Annotated in this window: 21 protein-coding genes and 1 riboswitch; of the genes, 16 read left to right on the forward strand and 5 right to left on the reverse strand. The window is 49.5% G+C overall.

Annotation, left to right across the window (positions count from 1 at the left end):
• The first annotated feature begins 71 nt into the window (after positions 1–71).
• Together GGC63_RS05695 and GGC63_RS05700 are read left to right on the forward strand one after the other, a co-directional pair.
• Positions 72–881: a helix-turn-helix transcriptional regulator gene (locus GGC63_RS05695; RefSeq protein WP_192701493.1), complete on the forward strand. Its 810-nt coding sequence runs from the start codon at positions 72–74 to the stop codon at positions 879–881.
• 76 nt (positions 882–957) lie between these two features.
• Entirely contained in the window at positions 958–1380 is a 423-nt protein-coding gene (locus tag GGC63_RS05700; protein WP_192701494.1) for a VOC family protein, read from the forward strand.
• Between the two features lie 67 nt (positions 1381–1447).
• Here GGC63_RS05700 and GGC63_RS05705 read toward each other — a convergent pair whose 3' ends face one another.
• A complete protein-coding gene (locus GGC63_RS05705) occupies positions 1448–2764 on the reverse strand; it encodes an ABC transporter substrate-binding protein (RefSeq protein ID WP_225947985.1) in 1317 nt (438 codons plus the stop codon).
• Positions 2765–3293: 529 nt separating this feature from the next.
• Here GGC63_RS05705 and GGC63_RS05710 point away from each other — a divergent pair.
• The 5 genes from GGC63_RS05710 (at position 3294) to GGC63_RS05730 (ending at position 8523) form a co-directional block, all read left to right on the forward strand.
• Positions 3294–5369, forward strand: a complete 2076-nt coding sequence (locus tag GGC63_RS05710) for a thioredoxin domain-containing protein (protein ID WP_192701496.1) — start codon at positions 3294–3296, stop codon at positions 5367–5369.
• A 112-nt stretch (positions 5370–5481) separates the two neighbouring features.
• Positions 5482–5670, forward strand: a riboswitch (cobalamin riboswitch).
• A 139-nt stretch (positions 5671–5809) separates the two neighbouring features.
• Positions 5810–6577, forward strand: a complete 768-nt coding sequence (locus GGC63_RS05715) for an energy-coupling factor ABC transporter permease (protein ID WP_192701497.1) — start codon at positions 5810–5812, stop codon at positions 6575–6577.
• On the forward strand, positions 6574–6858 hold the full coding sequence (locus tag GGC63_RS05720; RefSeq protein ID WP_192701498.1) for an energy-coupling factor ABC transporter substrate-binding protein: 285 nt from the start codon (positions 6574–6576) through the stop codon (positions 6856–6858). The genes GGC63_RS05715 and GGC63_RS05720 overlap by 4 nt, the downstream gene beginning before the upstream one ends.
• Positions 6851–7654 (forward strand): cobalt ECF transporter T component CbiQ, encoded by an 804-nt coding sequence (gene cbiQ / locus GGC63_RS05725; RefSeq protein ID WP_192701499.1) that lies wholly within the window; start codon positions 6851–6853, stop codon positions 7652–7654. The genes GGC63_RS05720 and cbiQ overlap by 8 nt, the downstream gene beginning before the upstream one ends.
• A complete protein-coding gene (locus GGC63_RS05730; RefSeq protein WP_192701500.1) occupies positions 7651–8523 on the forward strand; it encodes an energy-coupling factor ABC transporter ATP-binding protein in 873 nt (290 codons plus the stop codon). Before cbiQ ends, GGC63_RS05730 begins: the two co-directional genes overlap by 4 nt.
• Before the next feature lie 188 nt (positions 8524–8711).
• Here the strand turns inward: GGC63_RS05730 and GGC63_RS05735 are convergent, their stop codons facing one another.
• The 3 genes from GGC63_RS05735 to GGC63_RS05745 form a co-directional block, all read right to left on the reverse strand.
• Positions 8712–10643 (reverse strand): glycosyl hydrolase family 18 protein, encoded by a 1932-nt coding sequence (locus GGC63_RS05735; RefSeq protein WP_225947986.1) that lies wholly within the window; start codon positions 10641–10643, stop codon positions 8712–8714.
• 153 nt (positions 10644–10796) lie between these two features.
• Positions 10797–11072 (reverse strand): YxcD family protein, encoded by a 276-nt coding sequence (locus GGC63_RS05740; protein ID WP_079909055.1) that lies wholly within the window; start codon positions 11070–11072, stop codon positions 10797–10799.
• 30 nt (positions 11073–11102) lie between these two features.
• Positions 11103–11540 (reverse strand): hypothetical protein, encoded by a 438-nt coding sequence (locus GGC63_RS05745; protein WP_079909056.1) that lies wholly within the window; start codon positions 11538–11540, stop codon positions 11103–11105.
• A 156-nt stretch (positions 11541–11696) separates the two neighbouring features.
• Between GGC63_RS05745 and GGC63_RS05750 the strand changes: the two genes are divergently transcribed.
• The 5 genes from GGC63_RS05750 (at position 11697) to GGC63_RS05770 (ending at position 15949) form a co-directional block, all read left to right on the forward strand.
• Positions 11697–12233, forward strand: a complete 537-nt coding sequence (locus tag GGC63_RS05750; protein ID WP_192701501.1) for a DUF309 domain-containing protein — start codon at positions 11697–11699, stop codon at positions 12231–12233.
• Positions 12230–12970 carry a response regulator transcription factor gene (locus GGC63_RS05755; protein ID WP_079909058.1) on the forward strand — a complete coding sequence of 247 codons (741 nt, stop codon included), beginning with the start codon at positions 12230–12232 and terminating at the stop codon, positions 12968–12970. The genes GGC63_RS05750 and GGC63_RS05755 overlap by 4 nt, the downstream gene beginning before the upstream one ends.
• A complete protein-coding gene (locus tag GGC63_RS05760; protein WP_192701502.1) occupies positions 12963–14399 on the forward strand; it encodes a sensor histidine kinase in 1437 nt (478 codons plus the stop codon). Before GGC63_RS05755 ends, GGC63_RS05760 begins: the two co-directional genes overlap by 8 nt.
• Before the next feature lie 263 nt (positions 14400–14662).
• Positions 14663–15268, forward strand: a complete 606-nt coding sequence (locus tag GGC63_RS05765) for a hypothetical protein (RefSeq protein ID WP_192701503.1) — start codon at positions 14663–14665, stop codon at positions 15266–15268.
• Between the two features lie 126 nt (positions 15269–15394).
• Positions 15395–15949 (forward strand): beta-class carbonic anhydrase, encoded by a 555-nt coding sequence (locus GGC63_RS05770; protein WP_079909061.1) that lies wholly within the window; start codon positions 15395–15397, stop codon positions 15947–15949.
• 71 nt (positions 15950–16020) lie between these two features.
• Here the strand turns inward: GGC63_RS05770 and GGC63_RS05775 are convergent, their stop codons facing one another.
• Complete coding sequence (locus GGC63_RS05775; RefSeq protein ID WP_192701504.1) at positions 16021–16347, reverse strand: iron-sulfur cluster biosynthesis family protein; 327 nt, start codon at positions 16345–16347, stop codon at positions 16021–16023.
• Positions 16348–16488: 141 nt separating this feature from the next.
• Between GGC63_RS05775 and GGC63_RS05780 the strand changes: the two genes are divergently transcribed.
• The 4 genes from GGC63_RS05780 to GGC63_RS05795 all read left to right on the forward strand — a co-directional run bounded on the left by GGC63_RS05780 (position 16489) and on the right by GGC63_RS05795 (position 21169).
• Positions 16489–18009 carry a carboxypeptidase M32 gene (locus tag GGC63_RS05780; protein ID WP_192701505.1) on the forward strand — a complete coding sequence of 507 codons (1521 nt, stop codon included), beginning with the start codon at positions 16489–16491 and terminating at the stop codon, positions 18007–18009.
• Positions 18010–18218: 209 nt separating this feature from the next.
• The gene (locus tag GGC63_RS05785; RefSeq protein WP_192701506.1) at positions 18219–19226 is read left to right on the forward strand and encodes a FecCD family ABC transporter permease; all 1008 of its coding nucleotides are present in this window, start codon (positions 18219–18221) and stop codon (positions 19224–19226) included.
• Position 19227: 1 nt separating this feature from the next.
• Positions 19228–20271 carry a FecCD family ABC transporter permease gene (locus GGC63_RS05790; protein WP_079909065.1) on the forward strand — a complete coding sequence of 348 codons (1044 nt, stop codon included), beginning with the start codon at positions 19228–19230 and terminating at the stop codon, positions 20269–20271.
• Positions 20272–20293: 22 nt separating this feature from the next.
• Positions 20294–21169: an ABC transporter ATP-binding protein gene (locus tag GGC63_RS05795; protein WP_079909066.1), complete on the forward strand. Its 876-nt coding sequence runs from the start codon at positions 20294–20296 to the stop codon at positions 21167–21169.
• Positions 21170–21368: the final 199 nt, after the last annotated feature.

The raw sequence follows: 21368 nt of genomic DNA on the forward strand, positions 1-21368 counted from the left end.
TTAATGCCACAGAGTATATTAAGTGGGGAATGAATCAAACCTTACCAATCAAAAACAAGGTGGAGAATGCTATGCGACGTTTTTACCCTATCCAGCCACCTGTCCTTCAACGCAGATTATCAGAATCCCATTATCAATATCGCGAATATATGCCGAGCAAAGTTTTGGAATCCTATGTGGCTTGTTATTGGGCTTTGCACACTTGCGCAGCGAATGGTAATGCCTTGCACCGTATCATACCGGACGGATGCGTAGACATTATTATGGATCTCCAACCGGCCTCTACGGCAAAAGGTGCCTTCGTGGTAGGACTCATGACCAACTATGAAACGATGACCTTATCTGCACCGATATCCACGTTCGGGATCCGATTTTATTCCGATAAAGTATCTCGGTTGCTGAGATATCCGGTTTCTGAGCTGGCTGGAAATCCCGTTCCTCTGACAGATCTATGGGGAAGAAAAGGAGAGATCTTGGTAGATGAAGTACATTCATCAGAGGGGATTTCCGAGATAATCGAACAGGTTGAGTCCATTTTACAGACATGGCTGCTGAACCTAGACGACTTTTCCCATTCGCTGCTGCCAACCTTCATGCAGTACATCTATGCTAATCGGGGCAACACGACTGTTCAAGCTTTGTCGGATCAATTTTGTTACAGCGAACGGACGGTCAGAAGAATCTTTAAGGAAGGGCTAGGTATCAGCCCGAAAGAAATGCTAGATATCATTCGGTTTCAATATCTATTACGGGAATGGTATGACGGCAACCGCACCCCATTCAGTGAAATGGCATTATCCTACGGCTACTATGATCAACCGCATTTTACCCGCCAATTCAAACGTTACTATGGAATGACTCCCGGAGAAGTACTTGTGTAGTTGTCCGTTTTTTACAAGCAAACCAGGTTTGCTTATGAAATAATAGAAACATAACTATGGAATGGAGGATAACGAAATGAAGCCGAGTATTTCAGTGCTTACACTAGGAGTAGATGATCTAGAGAGGTCGTTGATCTTTTACCGGGATGGTCTGGGATTGCCCACACAGGGGATCGTAGGCAGGGAATTTGAGCACGGGGCGGTTGCCTTTTTTGATTTGCAGGCGGGTGTAAAATTAGCCATCTGGAATCGCCGCGACCTTTCCCACGAAGCCGAGGTTCCATTGTCAGCGCCGAGCTCTACCGAAATGACGATCGGGCATAATGTTGGCAGTAAGGAAGAAGTGGACCGAATTATGGAGCTGGCCCATAAGGCCGGAGCTGTTATAACAGATCCTGCACATGATACGTTCTGGGGAGGATATTCCGGTCACTTCATGGACCCGGACCATCATTTATGGGAAATCGTTTGGAACCCGGCGTGGGAATTTGAAGTCTGAGCTTCGGGCAACCCGCCCAGGACTAGGACGCGGCTGCAGACATGAGTCGGCAGCCGCGCTGCGGTTTCTATAAGTGAGGATTCCCCATGCCCTGCTTTTCCATATCCTTAGCTTCTTGAATCGCTTTGTTCATCTGATCCTGAACCATCCGCAGCGCCGTCTGGCTGTCCTTCGACTCCTTAAAGATCAGAGGCTCGAATACCGAGGAAGTCTTGGGATCGATAAAAGTCAGACCCGGTTTGCGCGGAGCAGGCATGGCGCTCTTTAAGGCAAACAACGACTGCAGATTTTTACCTTTTAGCTCGGGCAATCCTTGCCCGTACGCCTGTTGAACGGCCGGGCTGAGCAAGGGAGAGCTGATGCCTTGCTTGGCGCGTTCGATTTGAACTTCTTCCGAAAGAAGATAAGCAATAACCTGGAAGGCAAGATCCTTCTTTTTGGATTGATTTGTAATAAAAGCACCTACCGAATAGGGCTGGTATTTAGCTTCAGGCGCCTCCGCGAACACAGGAACGGAAGTGACGTCGAAATTCAAATCCTTAGTCTGCATCCAGCCTACGAGGCTCTCTTCGACATCCACCGCCATAGCCATATGGCCCTGAGGAAAGTCCTTCACCGTAGTGAACTGGTTGCCGGGAATATCGTAAAACCGCCTGAGATTGTCTACCATCTTTACCCATTTGTCCGAGACCATGGAAGCCTTATCTTCCTCTGGATCCAGCGCGGGCTCGGAAAGCTGGTTATAGGTCATGTAGTAGGCAGGGTGCTGCTGAAAGCCTTTATAAGTTATTTCACCTTCCTGACGAGTCAGCTTCTTCGCCAATTCATAGATCTCGTCATACGTCATCCCCGGTTTGGGATAATCCACCCCGAATTTATCAAAGATATCCTTGTTGTAATAAAGCAAATAATCGCTACCTTCAAAGGGTAGAGAATACAGCTTTCCGTCCGACGAATTGACCGATTGACGGAGCCAGGCCGGATCCAATTTGCCGGTGTCGAAATTGTATTTCTTGACCAGCTCGGTCATATCCCATTCTAGATTGTTCTTGCGGATCGACCGGTACGTGTTCCGCCGGGCATCCTCCAGGATAATGTCAGGGATTGTTCCCGCCGCAATCAAATCCTCGTACCGCCTGCCCGGATTATCCCATTGAACATGCTTAATCTTGATCTCGGGAAAGCGCTTTCGAATAAACTGTCCAATAAGCTTGTCAAAGTTTTCTTCCTTGGTGTAGCGTTTGTTAAACAATTGATCACCTGTAAAAATAAACAGTTCATTATCCGCGGATTCGGATATTTTGTTCGTTTGTGGGCTTAGTTCGGAAACCGCCGGAACATCCTTGCAGCCCGCCAGGACAGCGATGGTAAGACCGATCAACAAAGGTAGGGAAAGCCTCCTGCTATACATGACAAAACTCCTTTCATTTTCGATTTATGGGATCACAGGACTCCTGCCAGTTCACCTCCCGAAAATTAGTTGGACATACAACCACTTACTGTAACTTTTTCTAACTTTAATATGGAACAAATTACAAATCATTAGGGGTATTTTTTAAACTATGGGTTATTTCTTGCATCTTTGTTTCATGCGCTTTTTGCCTAATAAAGGGGGGGAGAAACATAGGGGGAACCACTTGATGTTGCAATGCACCTAACGGACAGCAAGTCCAAAATATACCCATAACGATGAATGCGGAAGGAGGCTATTACATCTTGGGAGGGTCTTGAATAAGCTGCTGCCCTTGCAGGGCTTGGGATTGAAATTCATCAGGCAGACAAAGAAAAATTACTGTACTTGCTGCAGTCAAACCCCTGTTCCCCTTCCCCTGTGGAGGTTTTTTCTTTTCAAGGTGGTATGCTAAACTGGAATCAATAACAAAAATATTCCAGCAACAAGGAGGTGATGTTCCATGACAACGAACAGCAAACCCAATAGATTAGCCAAGGAAAAGTCGCCATACCTGCTTCAGCATGCGAACAACCCGGTAGACTGGTTCCCTTGGTCAGAGGAAGCTTTCGAAATCGCCAAGCGTGAGAACAAGCCCATCTTCTTATCCATCGGGTATTCAACCTGCCATTGGTGCCACGTCATGGCGCACGAATCGTTCGAGGACGAGGAAGTCGCGGCTATTCTTAATGAGCATTACATATCGGTCAAGGTGGATCGTGAAGAAAGACCCGATGTGGATCATCTCTACATGACTGTCTGTCAAGCGATGACCGGGCAGGGCGGATGGCCGCTGACGATTGTGATGACGCCGGAGAAAAAGCCGTTTTTTGCCGGGACGTATTATCCCAAAAACCGTCGCTACGGGCGTCACGGAATGATGGATATTTTGCCGCGGCTCGCGGGGAAGTGGAAGGAAGACCGGGAGCGGGTGATCGAGACCAGCGATCAGATTGTGACGGAAGTGGAGCAGCGGATGCTATCGAACCTGAAGGGCGAGATCTCGGAGCGCACGCTGGATCAGGCGTATGCCCAGTATGAGGAGCTATTTGACTCCACGTATGGCGGTTTTGGCGATAAACCCAAGTTCCCTACCTCGCATAATCTCTCGTTTCTTATGCGGTATTACCATCGCACCGGCAAAGAGCTTGCACTGCAGATGGTAGAGAAGACGTTAGATGCAATGCATCGGGGCGGTATGTACGATCATGTCGGCTTCGGATTTGCGAGATACTCTGTAGACGAGAAGTGGCTGGTGCCGCATTTTGAGAAAATGCTCTATGATAACGCGCTGCTGGCCTGGACCTACCTGGAAGCCTATCAACTGACTGGTAAGGCGAAATATTCCCGTACGTCCGAAGAGATATTCGCTTATGTGCTTAGGGATATGACCGACCAGGCAGGCGGCTTCTACTCTGCGGAGGATGCCGACTCGGAAGGGCACGAGGGGAAGTTCTACATATGGGAACAGGATGAGATTCTGAAAGTATTAGGCCCCGAGGACGGCAAGCTTTATAGCGACCTTTATGATATTACCAAGGAAGGCAATTTTGAAGGCCGGAGCATTCCTAACTTGATCCAGCATGATGTGGATAATTATGCCCGGCTCAAAGGATTGGATCCCGATCTATTATCTGAAACCATCGGGAGATGCCGACAAACCTTGTTTGCATACCGTGAGCAGCGCGTACATCCGGGTAAGGACGATAAAGTACTGACCTCCTGGAACGGACTTATGATCATGGCCTTGTCCAGAGGCTATAAAGTGCTGGAACGGTCGGAATATCTGGAGGCGGCCTCCAGTGCGGCTCGCTTTATTGTCTCCCGATTAAGGCGTCCGGATGGAAGGCTGCTTGCCAGATACAGGGACGGAGAAGCGGCGTTCGCCGCATACCTGGATGACTATGCGTTCCTGGTATGGGGACTAATCGAGCTGTATGAAGCGTCTTTTGAGCTCGAATATTTGCAGCTGGCTGTCGAGCTTAATGGACAGATGATCGAATTATTCTGGGATGAGGAACAGGGCGGTTTATTCTTCTACGGAAGCGACAGCGAGCAGCTGTTTTCCCGGAACAAGGAGATTTACGACGGTGCGCTGCCTTCCGGCAATGCGGTAGCTGCCATGAATTTCTTGAAGCTGTCCAAGCTGACCTATGACGCCAGGCTGTCGCAGATTGCCGAGAGGCAATTGCAAGCCTTCGCAGGCTCGGTTGAACGGTATCCGACAGGACATTCGATGCTTCTGATCGCTCTGGATTATGCGTACAGTCCTTCCAGCGAGATTGTCATTGCCGGGGATCCCGAATCCGGGACAACCAAGGAGATGCTTGCCGCGGTGCGCCAAGGCTTCAGACCCCATTCCTCCGTATTCTTGGTACCGCCGGGGGAAGAGGGCGAGAAGGTTCGTCAATTCCTTCCTGTAGTTCAGGACAAACAGGCAATCGGCGGCAGGCCGACGGCGTATGCTTGCGAGAATTTTGCATGTCATTCCCCGATTACAGATTTGGAAGAGCTGGAAGAAGTGCTGCATTCTTCATAAGAACTATCTCCTTAACGGAAAGCCTCCTTTTTTTATCAAGGAGGTTTTTTGTATTCCAAGAAGGAATTTGACGACATGCCACGAATATGGAATAGCTGTACTAATATTATTGGAGCATGAATATCCATTAGGTGCCTTTGTGAAGACAAAGGGTAACAGGGAATCGGGTGCAAATCCCGAGCGGTCCCGCCACTGTAAACGGGGAGTATCTTTCATCATGTCACTCGGTGTAACGACCGGGGAAGGCGAAGGAAGCGAAGATCCGTAAGCCAGGAGACCTACCTGATGGTATGCACCCAGATCCCTTCGCGGAAAGGAGAGGTGTACGAGAATGAATCGGCAAACATTAGAGGTGTTGTCGTATTTTCACACGTACCCGTGACCTATCCTGCTGGATAGGTCTTTTTGTTTCATCACATTAATGATGGAGGATGTATCGGATGAGTAGAAGAAAATGGGGCAGCAGCCTGCTGCTGGTGTTAGGGTTCGTCTTGTACCTGATGGTCAATGAGCCGCAATCGGCGTATGCCATGCATATTATGGAGGGCTTTTTGCCGCTCGGCTGGGCTGTATTTTGGTGGGTCGTCTTCATTCCTTTCTTTATTCTTGGCCTGAGAGCTTTAATCCGTATTACGAAAGAAACCCCTGAGCTCAAAATTATGCTGGGCTTGGCCGGAGCATTTACCTTCGTATTATCTGCACTGAAGATCCCTTCGGTCACAGGCAGCAGCTCGCATCCGACCGGAACCGGTCTAGGAGCCGTGATGTTCGGCCCTCTGCCGATGAGCGTATTAGGCTCCATTGTATTGCTGTTTCAAGCCTTGCTTTTGGCGCATGGCGGTTTAACGACGCTGGGAGCCAACGCTTTTTCGATGGCTGTGGCCGGACCGGTCGTAGGGTATTTTGTCTATAGATGGATGATGCAGGCGACAGGGAAACAAAAATGGTCCATTTTCATAGCAGCGGCTTTGGCAGATTTATCTACCTATGTAGTCACTTCCTTGCAGCTGGCGCTGGCATTCCCGGCGGAGCAGGGGGGTATCGCGGCTTCCTTCGTGAAATTCGGTGGTATTTTTGCCATTACCCAAATCCCTCTGGCTATCAGTGAAGGCCTTCTGACGGTATTGATCTGGAACTGGCTTCAAGCTTACAGCCCGAATGAATTGTCCCTGCTTCAACGCAAAATGAAAGGAGCCCGCGAATCATGAAAACCAGCTCGAAAAATATGCAGATACTGGCTGCCGTAGTCTTATTGGCCGCTTTACCATTGCTGCTTGTCAAAGGGGATTTCGGAGGCGCGGATGATGCGGCCGAGGAAGTGATCAAATCGCTCCATCCGTCCTACGAACCTTGGTTCTCTTCCTTCATAGAGCCTCCTCCGGAAACGGAAAGCATGCTGTTTGCCCTGCAGGCCGCCCTGGGAGCCGGATTTATCGGATACACGATCGGTTTATTCAAAGGAAGAGCGACCAAGCGTAACCATGATTAAACAAATCGACGTCATTTCTTATAGCAATAAGCTGCGAGCCGTTTCTCCCATGTGGAAAAGCGGTTTCGCTGCTCTTTTGCTCCTGCTGTCCTATCTGTCTCATCCTGTTGTTCAGCTGTTGATGTTCATCTGGATCTCGGCTTGGATTGCGGGTTATGCCAAGGTTCCGCTCAGGTTATATAGTTCACTTCTGTTCAGTTCGCTTCTATTGTTTGCAGCAAGCTTGCCCGCTTTATTGTTGGAAATTCATTCGTTTGAACAAGGGCAGTTCCGGGCAGAAGGCCTGACGCTGCTCGCTTATTCTCATTGGTCTCTGAGTTTGAATCCGTCGGGCGTAGAGCTGACGGTGAAGCTGCTGTGCCGAATTATGGCTTGCGTAGCCGCATCCATGCTGTTGATTCTGACTACTCCCATGCCGGAGCTGTTCCAGGTCATGAAAAAGCTGCGGGTGCCTTCTCTGGTGCTCGAATTGATGCTGATCACTTATCGCTTCTTGTTTCTTCTTCTGGATACGGCTCATGACATGTATACCGCTCAACGGGCCAGAGGAGGGCAGCAGGGCTTCACAGGAAGGCTGAGGGACACAGCACTGCTAATCGCCCGGATGTTTGCCAAAACCATGCAGCGCTATCAAGGGCTGGCGAACGGAATGGTATCCCGGGGCTTCACCGAAGAGATTCGAATGGCCCCTTACCAAGGCGGGGAGGTACCGGCAAGGTATAAGTGGGAAGGCAGCATCGGTTGGATTTTGCTGGCAGGGTTGGAATGCTGGCTTAGATGGAGGGAAATCGGATGAAATCGATATTGGAAGCACGTGGTCTAAGCTACAGCTACCCGGGCACAGCCTCTCAGGCGCTTCAGAATCTGAACGTGAATATACCTGAGGGGAAAAAAACGGCGATCTGCGGCCATAATGGCTCGGGGAAGTCTACCTTTTTTTTACAGGCCATTGGCATTCATCGTCCGGTGGAAGGAGAGCTGGTCTGGAAGGGGAAGCCGCTTTCCTATGATCGAGGTACACTCAGGCAGCTCAGGCAGCAGATCGGCCTCGTATTCCAGGACCCCGAGCAGCAGCTGATATTGAATACTCCCGCAGAGGATATCTCTTACGGATTGCGTAATGCCGGTATGAGGGAAGAGGAGATTGCCCGCCGAACGAATCAGCTGCTCGTCGCTATGGAGCTGGAGCAGCTCGCGGATCAACCGATGCATCACTTGAGCCTGGGGCAAAAGAAAAGGGTTGCGCTGGCCGGTGTATTGGCGCTGGAACCTGAGCTGCTGCTGCTGGACGAGCCGACTGCCTATTTGGACCGGCGTTCCGAGCAGCAGCTGATAGAAGAGCTCGACCGCATACACCTGCAAGGCATTACGGTCGTCATGGCTACACATGATATGAATTTGGCCTATGCCTGGGCTGATTGGGTATTAGTCATGGATAAAGGCCGGTGCGTGAGGGAAGGGACACCGTATGAAATATTTCGCCAAGAAGAGGAGCTGAGGATACTCGGCTTAGAGCAGCCCATACTTCTGGAATTATGGAGCGCGCTGCCTGAATCCTTGAGACAAGGGAAGCAAGCTCCTCGTGACGTGAAATCATTTAAACGGTTCATGCAAATAAACGGTGCAGACCTATTTCAAAATGCAGCAGGGACCATGAGAGCGTAGACCCAGGCCGTTTGCTTGGCATCCGGACCTACTGGAAAGAACAAAGCTCCAAACGGATAGCGACAACAATTCGTCGCATCGTTTGGAGCTTTTTTACATAGAAAATAATATAAGTTCGGGACTCCCGCAAAGTACCTGAAGCTGCGTCAAAGCCAAGGCTAATTTTGTGAGGTTTTCTTATGCCATCATTATTTTTCCTGAATCATTGTTTTCCACAGATCGGCTGTATCATAGCCTAGACGCCAAGCGGCAACGCCAGCCAAATTGTATTTCTTGGCCAATTCCAGACGGGCTTTGACCGTATCCTCATTTTCCAGCCAGAATACGTAGGTATCCCCATCCTGAGTATATTGCACCCGATACTGCTGGAACTTGTCATCCCATGTTTTCGTCGCATTTTTGCTTGCCATCAGGGCAGGCAAATCTTTCATTAATAGCGCGCGGTTATTAACAAGATTACCGGAGCTGTCAATCTGCCATTCACGAACATAGAACGGAATGCCGATGATCAGCTTGTCCCGCGGGATGCCGTAAGCGAGAAATTCCTGAATTCCTTCCTCTACCCACTGCAAGCCTGCAACGGAGCCGGCTTCCGTACTTCCTTTCCAATGCTGGTCATACGTCATGGTGATAATATAGTCGACAATGCTGCCGAGCTTTTCATGGTCGAATGCGGTTTGGGCATTCCATTTGGCGCTGCCGCGAGGCAGGTCGATGGAAATCAGGAGCCCTTTCTGGTGGGCGGTGTCGGTCAATTTTTGAATGAAGCCGGTGTATGCGGCCCGATCTTTGCCCGATAAGCTCTCAAAATCGATATTCAAGCCGTTGACGCCAAGAGCGGACGCTTTGTTAACTATAGCATTAATGAATTTAGTCTGTGCGTCTGCACTGGACAGGAATTGAGTAGTCAGCGCGGAATCGAACTGATTGCTCACTAGCGGCTGAACCGAGTAGCCCTGGGCTTTAAGCCACGCAACCGTATCCTTGTTCGACGTATCCGTTAAAGCGCCTGAAGCATCCGCTAATGTAAAGTAGGTCGGTGAAACGACATCCAGCCCGGCAGTGTTGCTGACCTGACTCCGGATCGTATCATTGCTGGAGCTTCCGTTCCAGCCCCAAAATTGCAGCTTGCTGAAATTGTCCCAGATCTTGGTGCCGTCATCCAGAAGGCGGATGGACGCGTTGCTGTAGCCCATCGCATAGCTGACCGCATTCGTAATGCTGGAGGAGTCCGAGATCCAGTTATCACTCTGATATACCTGATAATACGGATAATTAGACCATATGACCGGCTTGGAGCCTGGCTGTCCCGGATCCTCATTCACAATATTCGTATGGGCATACTGCTGAGCGTAACGGATAGCATCCTCTACGTTCAGGAAGGAGTCCAAATACTGGTTGTATTGATACACCTTATACGTCTTGACGTTGGAAAATACGATTTGATTCCCCTTCGAGCTGTTCACAACGGTCGAGTTGGACCATTTCAAAGATTCCTGGATAGCGTCTTCCAGGTAAGCGAACGACCATGCGTCGCTTGTATTCGCTCCTTGGTAGACGCGATAGATTCGATCTCCGGAACGGAGCGCAGCCTTGGTATCGGCGGATAGGTTATCCCATACCCACTGGTGATTGGTCAAATCAATAATGTGGGAATTGCTCCATTTGGCCGCTTCCGCCTTAGCTTCGTCTAACGTCGCGAACTGCCAGGAGGACATGGTGTTATCCCCTTGGTATACCTGATATTTAGGGTAATTATTCCATACCCAGCCATCCGATTGCAGGTCTCTTATGCTGGCATGCGTCCAGTTAGCCGCTTCCCGTTTGGCCTGGTCCAACGTTGCGAATTCCCAGGAGGAGCGGCTGTAGCCGTTTTGATATACTTTATAGCGGGGGTAGTTGTTCCATAGCCATTTGCGGGAAGCAATATCTTCCACGTGACTGCTGGCAAATTGCTTAGCATAGTTCTCCGCAGTCTTATAATCGGAGGTTTCGAGCAAAATCCGGTCGTCCTGATAGACCCGGTACTTGGACGTCTTGTCCGCAGCCATAGCATGTCCAGCGGAAGAAAGGAACAAAGCCATGACAGATACGATCAGTACGGTCTTGCGATTCAACATGCATCAGCCTCTTTCTACTAAATCTATCCTATTAAACGCTCTACCACCCTAAGAAGTTGCGATGGTAATTAGTAGAAAGTAAGATTCGCAGCTTTTGCAATACAAAAAACCCCCAGGCAGGAGCTGAATGGCTCTTGCTTGGGGGCGTGACAGTTAGGCTATATCCGCGACGATCTCATCTTCAAGTTTCAGCTGGATTTGATCGCGGAATACCCGGATGTTCATCTGAGTCAGCAAATACCGCTCGATCGCCTCCAGGATGTTGGCGGCGATAATAATTTGACTTCTGCCTTCCGAGAACACTTCGGCGGAAAAGCCGTAATCATCGTCAAACATTAGCTCCACTTCAACCTGATTAGGCTGAATTTGCTTGCGCTCCGCAAAATGAACGCAAATCGCATTAATAATATCCTGTTCCGATAATCTCATAATACTAGGACCTCGCCGTTTCTTTCAGAATTAATAGCGTTTAGGCTGGTTGTTGAATTTGCGCTTATCCCGGAAATATTGTACCAGCTTGACCACGATGGCAATCAGAGCGAAGATCGCCAAGATGTTGACCAGCAATCCGAGAATATTGCCTAGCATTCCCATGTTGCCGAACAATCCGCCGAACAGCATGCCGGCCAGACCGCCGATGAGCATCCCCTTGAAGAAGCCGCCGCCGCTAAAAAATCCAGGCTTGGTAGCTGTCGTAGGATTCGTCGTTCCGTTGGTCGTCTGCTTCGAAGCAGCAGGATCGTTCTTGTTCACACCACTATTCGGTGTTTGCGTCGTGTTGCTCGGGCTGTAGCTCTTCTTCGGCGACTTGTACTTAGCCGCATCCGCAACGCCAACCGCACTGAACGAGAAAGCTACGGCACAAGCCATCATGATGATTGATAATCGTTTCCACATAGTCTTGACCCTCCAAGTAATTTTGTAAAAATAGAGCGTTTCTAAAAGTTACTACGAATAATCTGGTCAAAGGTTTCAGTTTTTATCCCTTCTTGGTACAATGGTACTAGTAATATATATAAAAACTATTATTCAACCATAAGAGGCGGTTGCTTTATGTCACAATATCCTCAAGCTTATATCGATTATTTAATTTATTTCCACGCGGAACGCGATTATTTCGAATGCCATGAGGTTATGGAAGCTTACTGGAAGGAGCATCCGGGAGACCCGCTGGCTTCTTGCTATGTCGGGCTTATTCAAATTGCCGTTGCACTCTACCATCAACGGAGAAATAACCTGAACGGAGCGCGAAAAATGATGGCCAGCGCTATGACGAATCTGACTGACGAAGGAATGCAAGCGCTTGGCATTGATCCGAAATCGCTAAGGTCAATGCTTCAGGAACGGCTGACCCAGCTAGCTGCCGAAGCTCCCGTTTTCGAAGATATCAATCTGCCTTTAACGGATGTACAGCTTGTAGAGGCTTGCAGAAAGCGCTGCGAGGAAAGCAGTCTGCATTGGCAGTGTGCCAGCGACTTCTCCAATGGAAGGCTGATTCATAAGCATAAGCTTCGTGACCGGAGCTCTGTTATTGCAGAAAGGGAGCAAAGCCGTTTGAATAAAGCGCAGCAGCGGGGTAGATCCTCATGACCAGTCTGACGAAGCTTGGCAAAGTCGTCGTCGTAGACGATGAACCGAATATTGTAGAAGTGATCCGATTATATCTGGAGCATGCAGGCTACGAGCCTTTTATCGTGTATAGAGGCAATGATGTGATGCAGATGATTCGGGAGCAGACGCCGGATATCGTACTGCTGGACGTCATGCTGCCAGACAAGTCGGGCTTCGAGCTATGCAGTGATATCCGCAATGAACCGGGGCCGCTGTCAGCTACGCCTATTATTTTCCTGACGGCCAAGGGGGAATCGATCGATAAGCTGAGGGCGTTTAACCTCGGTGTAGATGACTATATTGTCAAACCGTTCGATCCTAACGAGCTCATCGCCCGAATCAAGGCTGTGCTTCGCAGAACGCAGGCGCAGACCGCTTCTGTGATGTCATCCTCGGCGAAACCTCTCAAAACCATTCTTCGGATAGGGACACTCATGGTGGACCCGGAACAGTATAAAGTGACGATCGGAGGGGAGCGGATAGATCTGACGCCCAAAGAAATTGAACTGCTCCATTTCTTGGCTTCCAACCCGGGCCGAGTCTACTCGAGGGAAGATTTGCTCGGGTACGTGTGGAATTTTGACTTTAGCGGCGGCACGCGAACAGTCGATGCCCATGTCAAAAATTTGCGCAAGAAGCTCGGCACGAATCCCGACTGGGCCATTCAAACTTTATGGGGCATAGGATACTCCTTCGAGGTCTCCCGTCATGCTTAAACGCTGGTACCGAAGCTTTTATATCAAGATCTTTTTATCGTTTCTGGCGACATGTATCCTGTTTTTTATCGGATTGGCGCTTTTTTGGAACAGTTATTTCACAGATCTTTTATATAAGGACAAGAAGGATTTGCTTTCTTCGCGGATGGCCGAAGTGACCAAGCTGCTGCCTTCCGTTGCGGACGGGACGATCTCGACTCGGGAGCTTCGCTTCGGCATTAGAATTATCGCTAGAAGCATTAACGGCCAGGTGTGGCTGATCGATGCCAAAGGAAATGTGCTGAACGGATCGTCGGAGCGGGAGGGCACGGTCATACCGAGTGCGATGGACAGCTTGTTTATCGAAGGACTGAAGGGCCAGACCGGCTTTGTTGCGGGACAATACAAGTTTGAGCACCGGCCGCGGGAAGGGATATTGACGTATTATGCCCCTGCGCAAATGAACGGACAGCCGATCGTTGTGTTTTTGAATGTTCCGATACTGGAGGTTAGCGAGGCGCTGGCTACCGTGCGCTGGAATATCATTGTCCCGCTGGTTTTCTCGTTGATTGCCGTTGCTATCATTCTGTTTATTTTATCCCGCAAGCTGGCCGGACCGCTCCAGCAGATGAACCGTGCGGCGCTTGAGGTGGCCGGAGGGGATTTCTCCACGCGTGTGCCTGTCACATCGGAGGACGAGGTCGGCGAGTTGGCGAAGAGCTTTAACTTCATGGTGGACCAACTGGTTCAATGGGAGGATGCGCGGCAGGAGTTCCTCGCTAATGTATCCCATGAGCTGAGATCCCCGCTAACGACATTGCGCGGCTTCATTATTGCAATGAATGACAAGGTCATTCCCGTAGAGAAATATGATCATTATTTGAAAATATGCGACAATGAGGTACAGCGGCTGCAGCGTCTTGTGAACGACCTCCTGGATCTGGCAAGAATTCAAAACGGCAGCGATGTATTTCAGACGAGGCCGATCTCGTTAAACGAAGTGCTGGGCCATGTTCTTACGCTCATGAAATCCCCGATTCACGAGAAGCAGCTGGTGCTTCACGAGTTGATTCCATATAAGGAAGAACCCGTTATGGTCGAGCTGGACACAGACAGGTTTATTCAAGTCATGCAAAATTTAATCTATAATGCGATTCAATTTACGCCGACAGGCGGGATCATCACGGTAGAAATGTACAAGGAAGGCGATCAGGCCGTCATCTGGGTCAGGGATACAGGTATCGGGATGGAGCAGGAGGAGCTTCATCGAATCTGGGACCGTTTCTATAAGGTGGAGCATTCCCGTACCTCGGTATCGGGCGGAACTGGTCTTGGCCTTACCATCGTCAAGCATCTGGTCAGCGGGATGAAAGGGAGCATCAGCGTGACCAGCAAACCCGGCGCCGGGACCGATTTCAAGCTGACGTTTCCGTTGAGTGAGGAGATGTGATTTTTACATAATTTTCACAAATCACTCATAATTTCATCAAAGTTAGCAAGTATCCTGTCTCTATACGAATAGAGCGGGATTTTTTTTCGCATGGGGAAGTGTGGCCATACATGAGAAGGCCTTGCAAACGATTGCTTCCTTTACGATCATTATTCCGCCGCTACGCGGTCACGTTTCCATGGTAGAGACGTCGGCAGACGATAATCCATGGAGAACCGCTTGTTCGAAATGGACGGCAGCGTCCTTGATACAGGGGGTGGCTTATGTTCACTTGTTTCACCCGGTTGGGAATATGGATATGTATCGCCGCAGCCCTGTTGGCCGGATGTGTCAGGAAAGAACCGGTCAAACCGTCGCAGCAGTCCGCCTCAACGATGAAACAGGAAGATGTCCAGAGCGACAAGGAAAGGGAAATGGTGATTCTGTTTCAAGGTCTGGTTCAAATGGATAAACAGGATCATCTTGCGATTAATAGAAAACAAGCCGAGGAGCTGCTTCCTGCGGTCAGACGCAATAGCATTGTGGGCGAGCTGTCCATGGCCGAACAGCAGATCATCGTAGGCATTCTGACTGTCGAGCAGAGGCGGTTTGTTACGGATTATCAAAACAGTGTTCATGATCATATTCAGGCGATGAAGGACAGGAAGGATATGGATGAGCTGAATAAGGAGGAAAGGGAACGTATGGTTCGGGAGTTCCAGCTTCGCCGTCAAGAGCAGGGTCATCAGGAGCACAACGCTCAGGAAAGCAGCAATGCGGACTCTGATGCTCCATTGCCCCCATCGGATCCTGCAAGAAAGTCATCAAACAACGTAGAGCAAAGGCTGATTCGCCTGTTAGAAAATAAATTGGAGGTAGAGAAAAAGTGACTAAAGTTTGCAAATAAAGGAGTATTTTTTCTTGAAAATAACGCTGAAAAGCGATAAAGTAATTCTCACAGGACAATCTGTTGAGACAGTTTCTGTAAACGGCTATCAGAAGAGGTGTGAAGTTCTATGAGTAAATTACTACAGGAAATTCTTGAGTACAATCGGTTCTTTGTCGAGGAGAAGAAATACGAGCCTTACTTGACGTCCAAGTTCCCGGACAAGAAGTTCGTTATTCTAACCTGCATGGATACCCGGTTAATCGAGCTTCTGCCGGCTAGCATGAATATTAAGAACGGTGACGTGAAAATGATCAAGGCGGCCGGCGGCGTTGTATCCACTCCATTCGGAGGCATCATGCGCAGCTTGATCGTAGCCATTTATGAATTGGGCGCTGACGAAGTGTTTGTCATCGGACACTACGATTGCGGTATGAGCCACTTGAATCCGGAAGCAACCAAGAAGAAATTTGTTGAGCGCGGCATCAAGGAAGAAACGCTCCAAACTCTTGAGTATTCGGGTCTGAACATCGAGAGATGGTTGAGAGGATTTGACGATGTAGCTGAAAGTGTTAAAAACAGCGTGAATCTCATTAAGCATCATCCGCTCGTACCAGATATTCCGGTTCACGGCCTGATCATTGATCCGGCTACAGGCAAGCTGGACGTCGTATCGGCTGACTAACTGCTGAGGGCAGTGCACGGCCAGCTTCGATACATGTCGAAGTGCTGGTCGCGCCTCTCTTGCCCCGGCAGTTAGTGGGTTCTTTTATCAATCAGGCGCATGTAGGCATTGTAGATTTGGCCGCTGCTTTTTAGAATATAGCCTCCATTGTCGTTGTAACCCAGAGTCATTCGCTCTTCAAAATAGACCTCATGCTTTTTCTCATACAATACCTCGTAAGGGGTACCCTCCGCAGTCAGGTCACGATCATCCGCCTTATCGACAATCCATAAAGTAGGAACGCCGCTCACCGCGCATCCGCATCCTTCCGAATCGTACACCAGCTTCAGCTTCTCTTGCCCATTGATTTGATGTTTTTGCAGTTGTTCGACAGCTTGCTCTGTAAAAGTAATATGCATAAGTAGTCCTCTCCTTTTTTGTACCCATTATTGTAGCATATATGGCCCTTGGATGTCTTCGAGCTTATAGCAGGAGTCGAGTTGCTTCTCTTTTCCAGACGAAGTATCATTTAGATATCGCTTTGAAAGGGGTGCTGTCCAATGAGTAAGCCAGGATTTGAACAGAAGCTTACAGATTTCAAGGAATATTTGAAAAAAATGAAGAGCTACGAGGAAGCCATTGGCCTCTTATATTGGGACATGAGGACAGGAGCGCCCAAGAAAGGCATTGCGACCCGTTCGGAAGTTGTCGGTATGCTATCAGGGGAATATTTCGCCTTGTCTGTGTCTGAGCAAATGGGAGAGATGCTGGAATATTTCAAAGAACGGGATACCTATGCGCGGCTCAGCCGAACGGATCGCACGATCGTCGATGAATGCAAAAAGGAATATGACCGAAGCAAAAAAATTCCGCAAAAGCTGCATCAGGAATACGTCGTATTGACCTCGCAGGCCGAATCCGTGTGGGAGGAAGCGAAGGAAGCATCCGATTATAAGATGTTCCAGCCGTACTTGGAGAAGATCGTGGCGACCAATCTGGAATTCATTAAGCTATGGGGCTATGAGGGACATAAATACAATACGCTGCTGGATATGTACGAGCCCGGAATGACTGTATCCAAGCTGGATCAGGTATTCGGCGCTTTGCGGGAGAAGGTGGTTCCGCTTCTGGCTGCTATCCAGCAGTCGAATCACAAGCCGTCGACCGGATTTCTTCAGCAAACGTTTGAGAAGGAGAAGCAAAAGCAGTTCAGCTTGTTCATTCTGAAGCAGATGGGATATGATTTTGAAGCGGGACGGCTGGATGAAACGGTGCATCCGTTTGCTACGGGGCTGAACCCGGGGGATGTAAGAATCACCACGCGGTATTTGCTCGATGACGTGAACAGCGCACTTTTCGGAACCATTCATGAAGGTGGCCATGCGTTGTATGAGCAGAATATTTCGCCGGAGCTCATTGGAACACCGCTCTGTACGGGCACGTCGATGGGCATTCATGAGTCGCAGTCCCGCTTCTGGGAAAATATGATCGGCCGCAGCCGTCCGTTCTGGAGACGTTATTTCGGCGATTTGCAGCAAAATTACCCGGGTCAATTCGATTTGGTCTCCGTGGAAGATTATTACCGAGCGACGAACGAAGTGAAGCCTTCGTTGATTCGTATTGAAGCGGATGAGCTCACGTATAACTTACATATTATGGTTCGCTATGAGATTGAGAAGGCGCTGTTCAGCGAAAGCGTAAGCGTTGCGGATCTGCCGGATGTTTGGAATGAGAAGTATAAGGAATACCTCGGCGTCGTTCCTAACAACGATGGAGAAGGTGTTCTGCAGGATGTTCATTGGGCGGGAGGCTCGTTCGGCTACTTCCCGTCTTATGCTCTCGGGAACATGTACGCGGCGCAAATCGGGAGGACGCTTCGTAAGGAGCTGCCTGATTTTGACCAGCTCATAGAAGGGGGAAAGCTGCTTCCGATCAAGGAATGGCTCACCGACAAGATTTATCAATATGGCAAAGAGCTGTCACCGAACGAAATCATTCTGCAAGTAACCGGGGAAGAATTGAACCCAGATTATCTGGTGGATTATTTGACAGAGAAATACTCGGACATCTATAAGCTGTAAAGCATCCGCTCCCATATAAAGGGATACGTTATATTTATAGGAAGAAGCCTGGCGCAAGAGCTTAGATTAGAGCTCTGCCGGGTTTCTTTTTTGCATAAATTCATGATAATGATTTTCAAATTCATTGACAATTGATAACGATTCTCATAGAATGAAAAAGAACCATTTATTCCTTCATCATATTACTAGAGAGACAAAAGAGGATCTGCATGAAAGCTTTATTTCGAAGTACCCGGGCCAAAGTAGCCGGTCTTATCTTTTTTATGATACTGTGTGCCGTTTCCAGCGCATGCAGCGTTATGTTCGGGGTAAATAATTATTCCTGGAATACAGTAGTGGAGGCCTATACGGCTTTTAACAATTCTAACGATCATCTGATTATTCAAACCGCAAGAGTACCGAGGGCTCTTATCGCCATAGCGGTTGGTGCCAGTCTGGCGGTTGCCGGAGCGTATATGCAGGCTCTAACCAGAAATCCGCTGGCTTCGCCAAGCCTGTTCGGCGTCAACTCGGGAGCCGCCTTTTTTATTGTGCTGCTGGTCGGTTTCGGACCTTCGGCTTCGATGATGACGCTGACTTGGGTCGCTTTCCTGGGTGCCGCTATAAGCGCGGGTATCGTGTATATGCTCGGTTCATTAGGAAGAGATGGGCTGACCCCTGTGAAGGTTACATTGGCTGGTTCGGCCGTCACGGCCTTCTTCTCTTCTTTAACGCAGGGCGTCCTGCTGACGAACGGAAAAGCATTCGATCAGGTGCTCATTTGGCTCGTCGGCTCGGTTGCAGGGAGAGAGCTGAGGATGCTAGGGGCTGTAGCGCCATACCTTGTTATCGCTCTGGTGGGAGCCTTGATTCTTGCCCGGCATATTAATATTTTGGCCATGGGTGACGATGTCGCCAAAGGCCTTGGCCAAAGAACGGCTTACATAAAGCTTGCCGCAGCCGTCATTATCGTCATATTGGCAGGGGGCTCGGTGGCCGTAGCAGGGCCTGTCGTCTTCGTAGGCATCATCATCCCGCATATTGCCCGTTATTTGGTAGGCAACGACTACCGCTGGCTTGTGCCTTATAGTGCGGTGCTCGGAGCCATCTTGATTCTTGCCGCCGATGTGGGCTCCAGATTTATTGCGATGCCGAAGGAAGTTCCTGTAGGGGTTGTCACCGCATTGCTCGGCGTTCCTTTCTTCGTGTATATTGCACGTAAAGGAGGGAGATCGTAGTATGAGCAAGTATTTGACAGTACGCAGTAAAAAAGCTGCCTTCTCTTTTCTTATTAGTAAGAGAATGTTATGGGTCATATTAGGCTTGATCATCGTTAACGCGATTGTGTTTGTTATAGGAACCGGTGTTGGCTCCGTAAAAATTGCGCCGCTCGAAGTTATCAAAGTGTTATTCGGAGTCGGCTCGGGTACCGAGACATTGATTGTGAACTCACTCCGACTGCCGCGGATGATTATTGCCGTATTAGTCGGCGCTTCATTGGCGGTATCCGGTGCGATCCTTCAGGGATTGATCCGGAACCCGCTGGCATCTCCCGATATTGTCGGTATTACGGGGGGCGCTTCGCTTGGCGCGGTATGCTTCTTCTTTTTCCTAGGCAGCACGATGAGCATTCAGTGGCTTCCGCTTAGTGCCATTATAGGTGCTTTTGTCTCTACGTTCCTTATTTATATACTGGCCTGGAAGAAGGGCGTATCACCGCTTCGTATGGTCATGATCGGGATCGGGATGTCCTCGGCCTACAGCTCCATTTCCTACATGCTTATGATTTCCGGCCCTGTCATTCTGGCCAATAAGTCAATGACCTTCATGACGGGCAGCATTTACGGGGTTTCCTGGGAGAAGGATGTCTGGGTCATGCTTCCCTGGGTCGTCGTGCTTCTGCCTATCGTGCTGCTCTTGGCTAGGGAAGTGAACGTGCAGGAGCTGGGGCAGGATATTGCCGCAGGAGTGGGCAGCGCCGTACAGGCCAAACGGGCTTTGCTTATTCTGCTCAGCGTTGCGTTAGCTGGAGCGGCAGTAGCCATTGGAGGCACGATCGGCTTTATCGGCTTGATGGCGCCGCATATAGCGCGCAAGCTCGTTGGCCCGGCCTTCGGCGGAGTACTGCCTGTGTCGGCGTTGGTCGGCGCATTCATATTACTAATAGCGGATTTGGCGGCAAGAACGCTGTTCTCGCCCCTTGATATCCCTGCAGGAGTATTTACGGCGGTAATCGGCGCACCTTTCTTCGTCTATTTGTTGTATAAAAACCGCCATTCATGAAGATTAAAGGAGATGACTTCGGATGCACGCTTTGGAAGCCAATGGCTTGAGCTTATCCTATGGAACCGTACCTATATTTCAAGATTTGAGTGTGAACATTCCAAAAGGAGAAATCACCGTGCTCATCGGCAGCAACGGATGCGGGAAGTCTACGCTGCTCCGTTCTTTGGCCCGCTTGCTAAACCCGCAGAAAGGGACGATTGTTCTTGACGGGCATGAGCTGGCTAAGCTTCCTACCAAGGAGATTGCCAAACGGTTAGCGATATTGCCGCAAGGCCCAACGGCTCCGGAAGGACTTACCGTATTGCAGCTGGTAAAACAGGGGAGATACCCCTACCAAAGCTGGCTTCAACAATGGTCGCATGAAGACGAGCGGATGGTGCGCATGGCGCTGGAGAAGACCGGCATGACGGAATACAGCGAGCGTACGGTAGACTCATTGTCAGGCGGTCAGCGTCAAAGAGCGTGGATTGCCATGACTCTGGCCCAAGGAACCGATACGGTTCTGCTGGATGAGCCTACCACCTATTTGGATTTGACGCACCAGGTCGAGGTGCTGGATCTGCTGTATGAGCTGAATGAGAAGGAACGCCGTTCCGTCGTCATGGTGCTTCATGATATTAATTTGGCTTGCCGGTATGCACATCATATGATTGCCGTAAAGAATGGGGCTATCTGGGCTCAAGGGAAGCCGGAGGATATCGTCACGGAGGCCATGATCAAAGGAGTATTCGAACTGGAATGTCAAGTATTGAAGGACCCGTTCTATGGCACACCGCTGTGCATTCCCTACGGGAAGGGCAGAACTGTCGGTCTGGAACCGGAAGCACCAGAGGCGTCCGCCAAGCAGCCAACAGCGAATCAACGTACAGAAGCTCGTGTACCTACGACTGCTTAGGGTCTCTAAAGCAAATTAGCGAAACCGTCTTACTCTCTTCTTGTGAGAGTACAGGCGGTTTTTTTTGTACATTAAAAAGCTTATGATTCTAGGGTTTCTCTGATCAAAGCACTTGAATCGGCTTCGAAGGCAAGCCCAGCTTTGTAGAGTTATTGCTTTAACCTTTCTATGGGCTAGTGCATAGACTATCACATCAAAG

The sequence above is a fragment of the Paenibacillus sp. OAS669 genome (assembly GCF_014873645.1).
Lineage (GTDB): Bacteria > Bacillota > Bacilli > Paenibacillales > NBRC-103111 > Paenibacillus_S > Paenibacillus_S vulneris.

Excerpts from the sequence above, each read along its gene's own strand:
- GGC63_RS05785 (WP_192701506.1), top strand. The coding sequence starts at position 18,219 with ATGAAAGCTTTATTTCGAAGTACCCGGGCCAAAGTAGCCGGTCTTATC.
- GGC63_RS05720 (WP_192701498.1), top strand. The coding sequence starts at position 6,574 with ATGAAAACCAGCTCGAAAAATATGCAGATACTGGCTGCCGTAGTCTTA.
- GGC63_RS05760 (WP_192701502.1), top strand. The coding sequence starts at position 12,963 with ATGCTTAAACGCTGGTACCGAAGCTTTTATATCAAGATCTTTTTATCG.
- GGC63_RS05775 (WP_192701504.1), bottom strand. The coding sequence starts at position 16,347 with ATGCATATTACTTTTACAGAGCAAGCTGTCGAACAACTGCAAAAACAT.
- GGC63_RS05770 (WP_079909061.1), top strand. The coding sequence starts at position 15,395 with ATGAGTAAATTACTACAGGAAATTCTTGAGTACAATCGGTTCTTTGTC.
- GGC63_RS05745 (WP_079909056.1), bottom strand. The coding sequence starts at position 11,540 with ATGTGGAAACGATTATCAATCATCATGATGGCTTGTGCCGTAGCTTTC.
- GGC63_RS05755 (WP_079909058.1), top strand. The coding sequence starts at position 12,230 with ATGACCAGTCTGACGAAGCTTGGCAAAGTCGTCGTCGTAGACGATGAA.
- GGC63_RS05730 (WP_192701500.1), top strand. The coding sequence starts at position 7,651 with ATGAAATCGATATTGGAAGCACGTGGTCTAAGCTACAGCTACCCGGGC.
- GGC63_RS05695 (WP_192701493.1), top strand. The coding sequence starts at position 72 with ATGCGACGTTTTTACCCTATCCAGCCACCTGTCCTTCAACGCAGATTA.
- GGC63_RS05715 (WP_192701497.1), top strand. The coding sequence starts at position 5,810 with ATGAGTAGAAGAAAATGGGGCAGCAGCCTGCTGCTGGTGTTAGGGTTC.
- GGC63_RS05700 (WP_192701494.1), top strand. The coding sequence starts at position 958 with ATGAAGCCGAGTATTTCAGTGCTTACACTAGGAGTAGATGATCTAGAG.
- GGC63_RS05765 (WP_192701503.1), top strand. The coding sequence starts at position 14,663 with ATGTTCACTTGTTTCACCCGGTTGGGAATATGGATATGTATCGCCGCA.
- GGC63_RS05740 (WP_079909055.1), bottom strand. The coding sequence starts at position 11,072 with ATGAGATTATCGGAACAGGATATTATTAATGCGATTTGCGTTCATTTT.
- GGC63_RS05795 (WP_079909066.1), top strand. The coding sequence starts at position 20,294 with ATGCACGCTTTGGAAGCCAATGGCTTGAGCTTATCCTATGGAACCGTA.
- GGC63_RS05710 (WP_192701496.1), top strand. The coding sequence starts at position 3,294 with ATGACAACGAACAGCAAACCCAATAGATTAGCCAAGGAAAAGTCGCCA.
- GGC63_RS05790 (WP_079909065.1), top strand. The coding sequence starts at position 19,228 with ATGAGCAAGTATTTGACAGTACGCAGTAAAAAAGCTGCCTTCTCTTTT.
- GGC63_RS05780 (WP_192701505.1), top strand. The coding sequence starts at position 16,489 with ATGAGTAAGCCAGGATTTGAACAGAAGCTTACAGATTTCAAGGAATAT.
- GGC63_RS05735 (WP_225947986.1), bottom strand. The coding sequence starts at position 10,643 with ATGTTGAATCGCAAGACCGTACTGATCGTATCTGTCATGGCTTTGTTC.
- cbiQ (WP_192701499.1), top strand. The coding sequence starts at position 6,851 with ATGATTAAACAAATCGACGTCATTTCTTATAGCAATAAGCTGCGAGCC.
- GGC63_RS05750 (WP_192701501.1), top strand. The coding sequence starts at position 11,697 with ATGTCACAATATCCTCAAGCTTATATCGATTATTTAATTTATTTCCAC.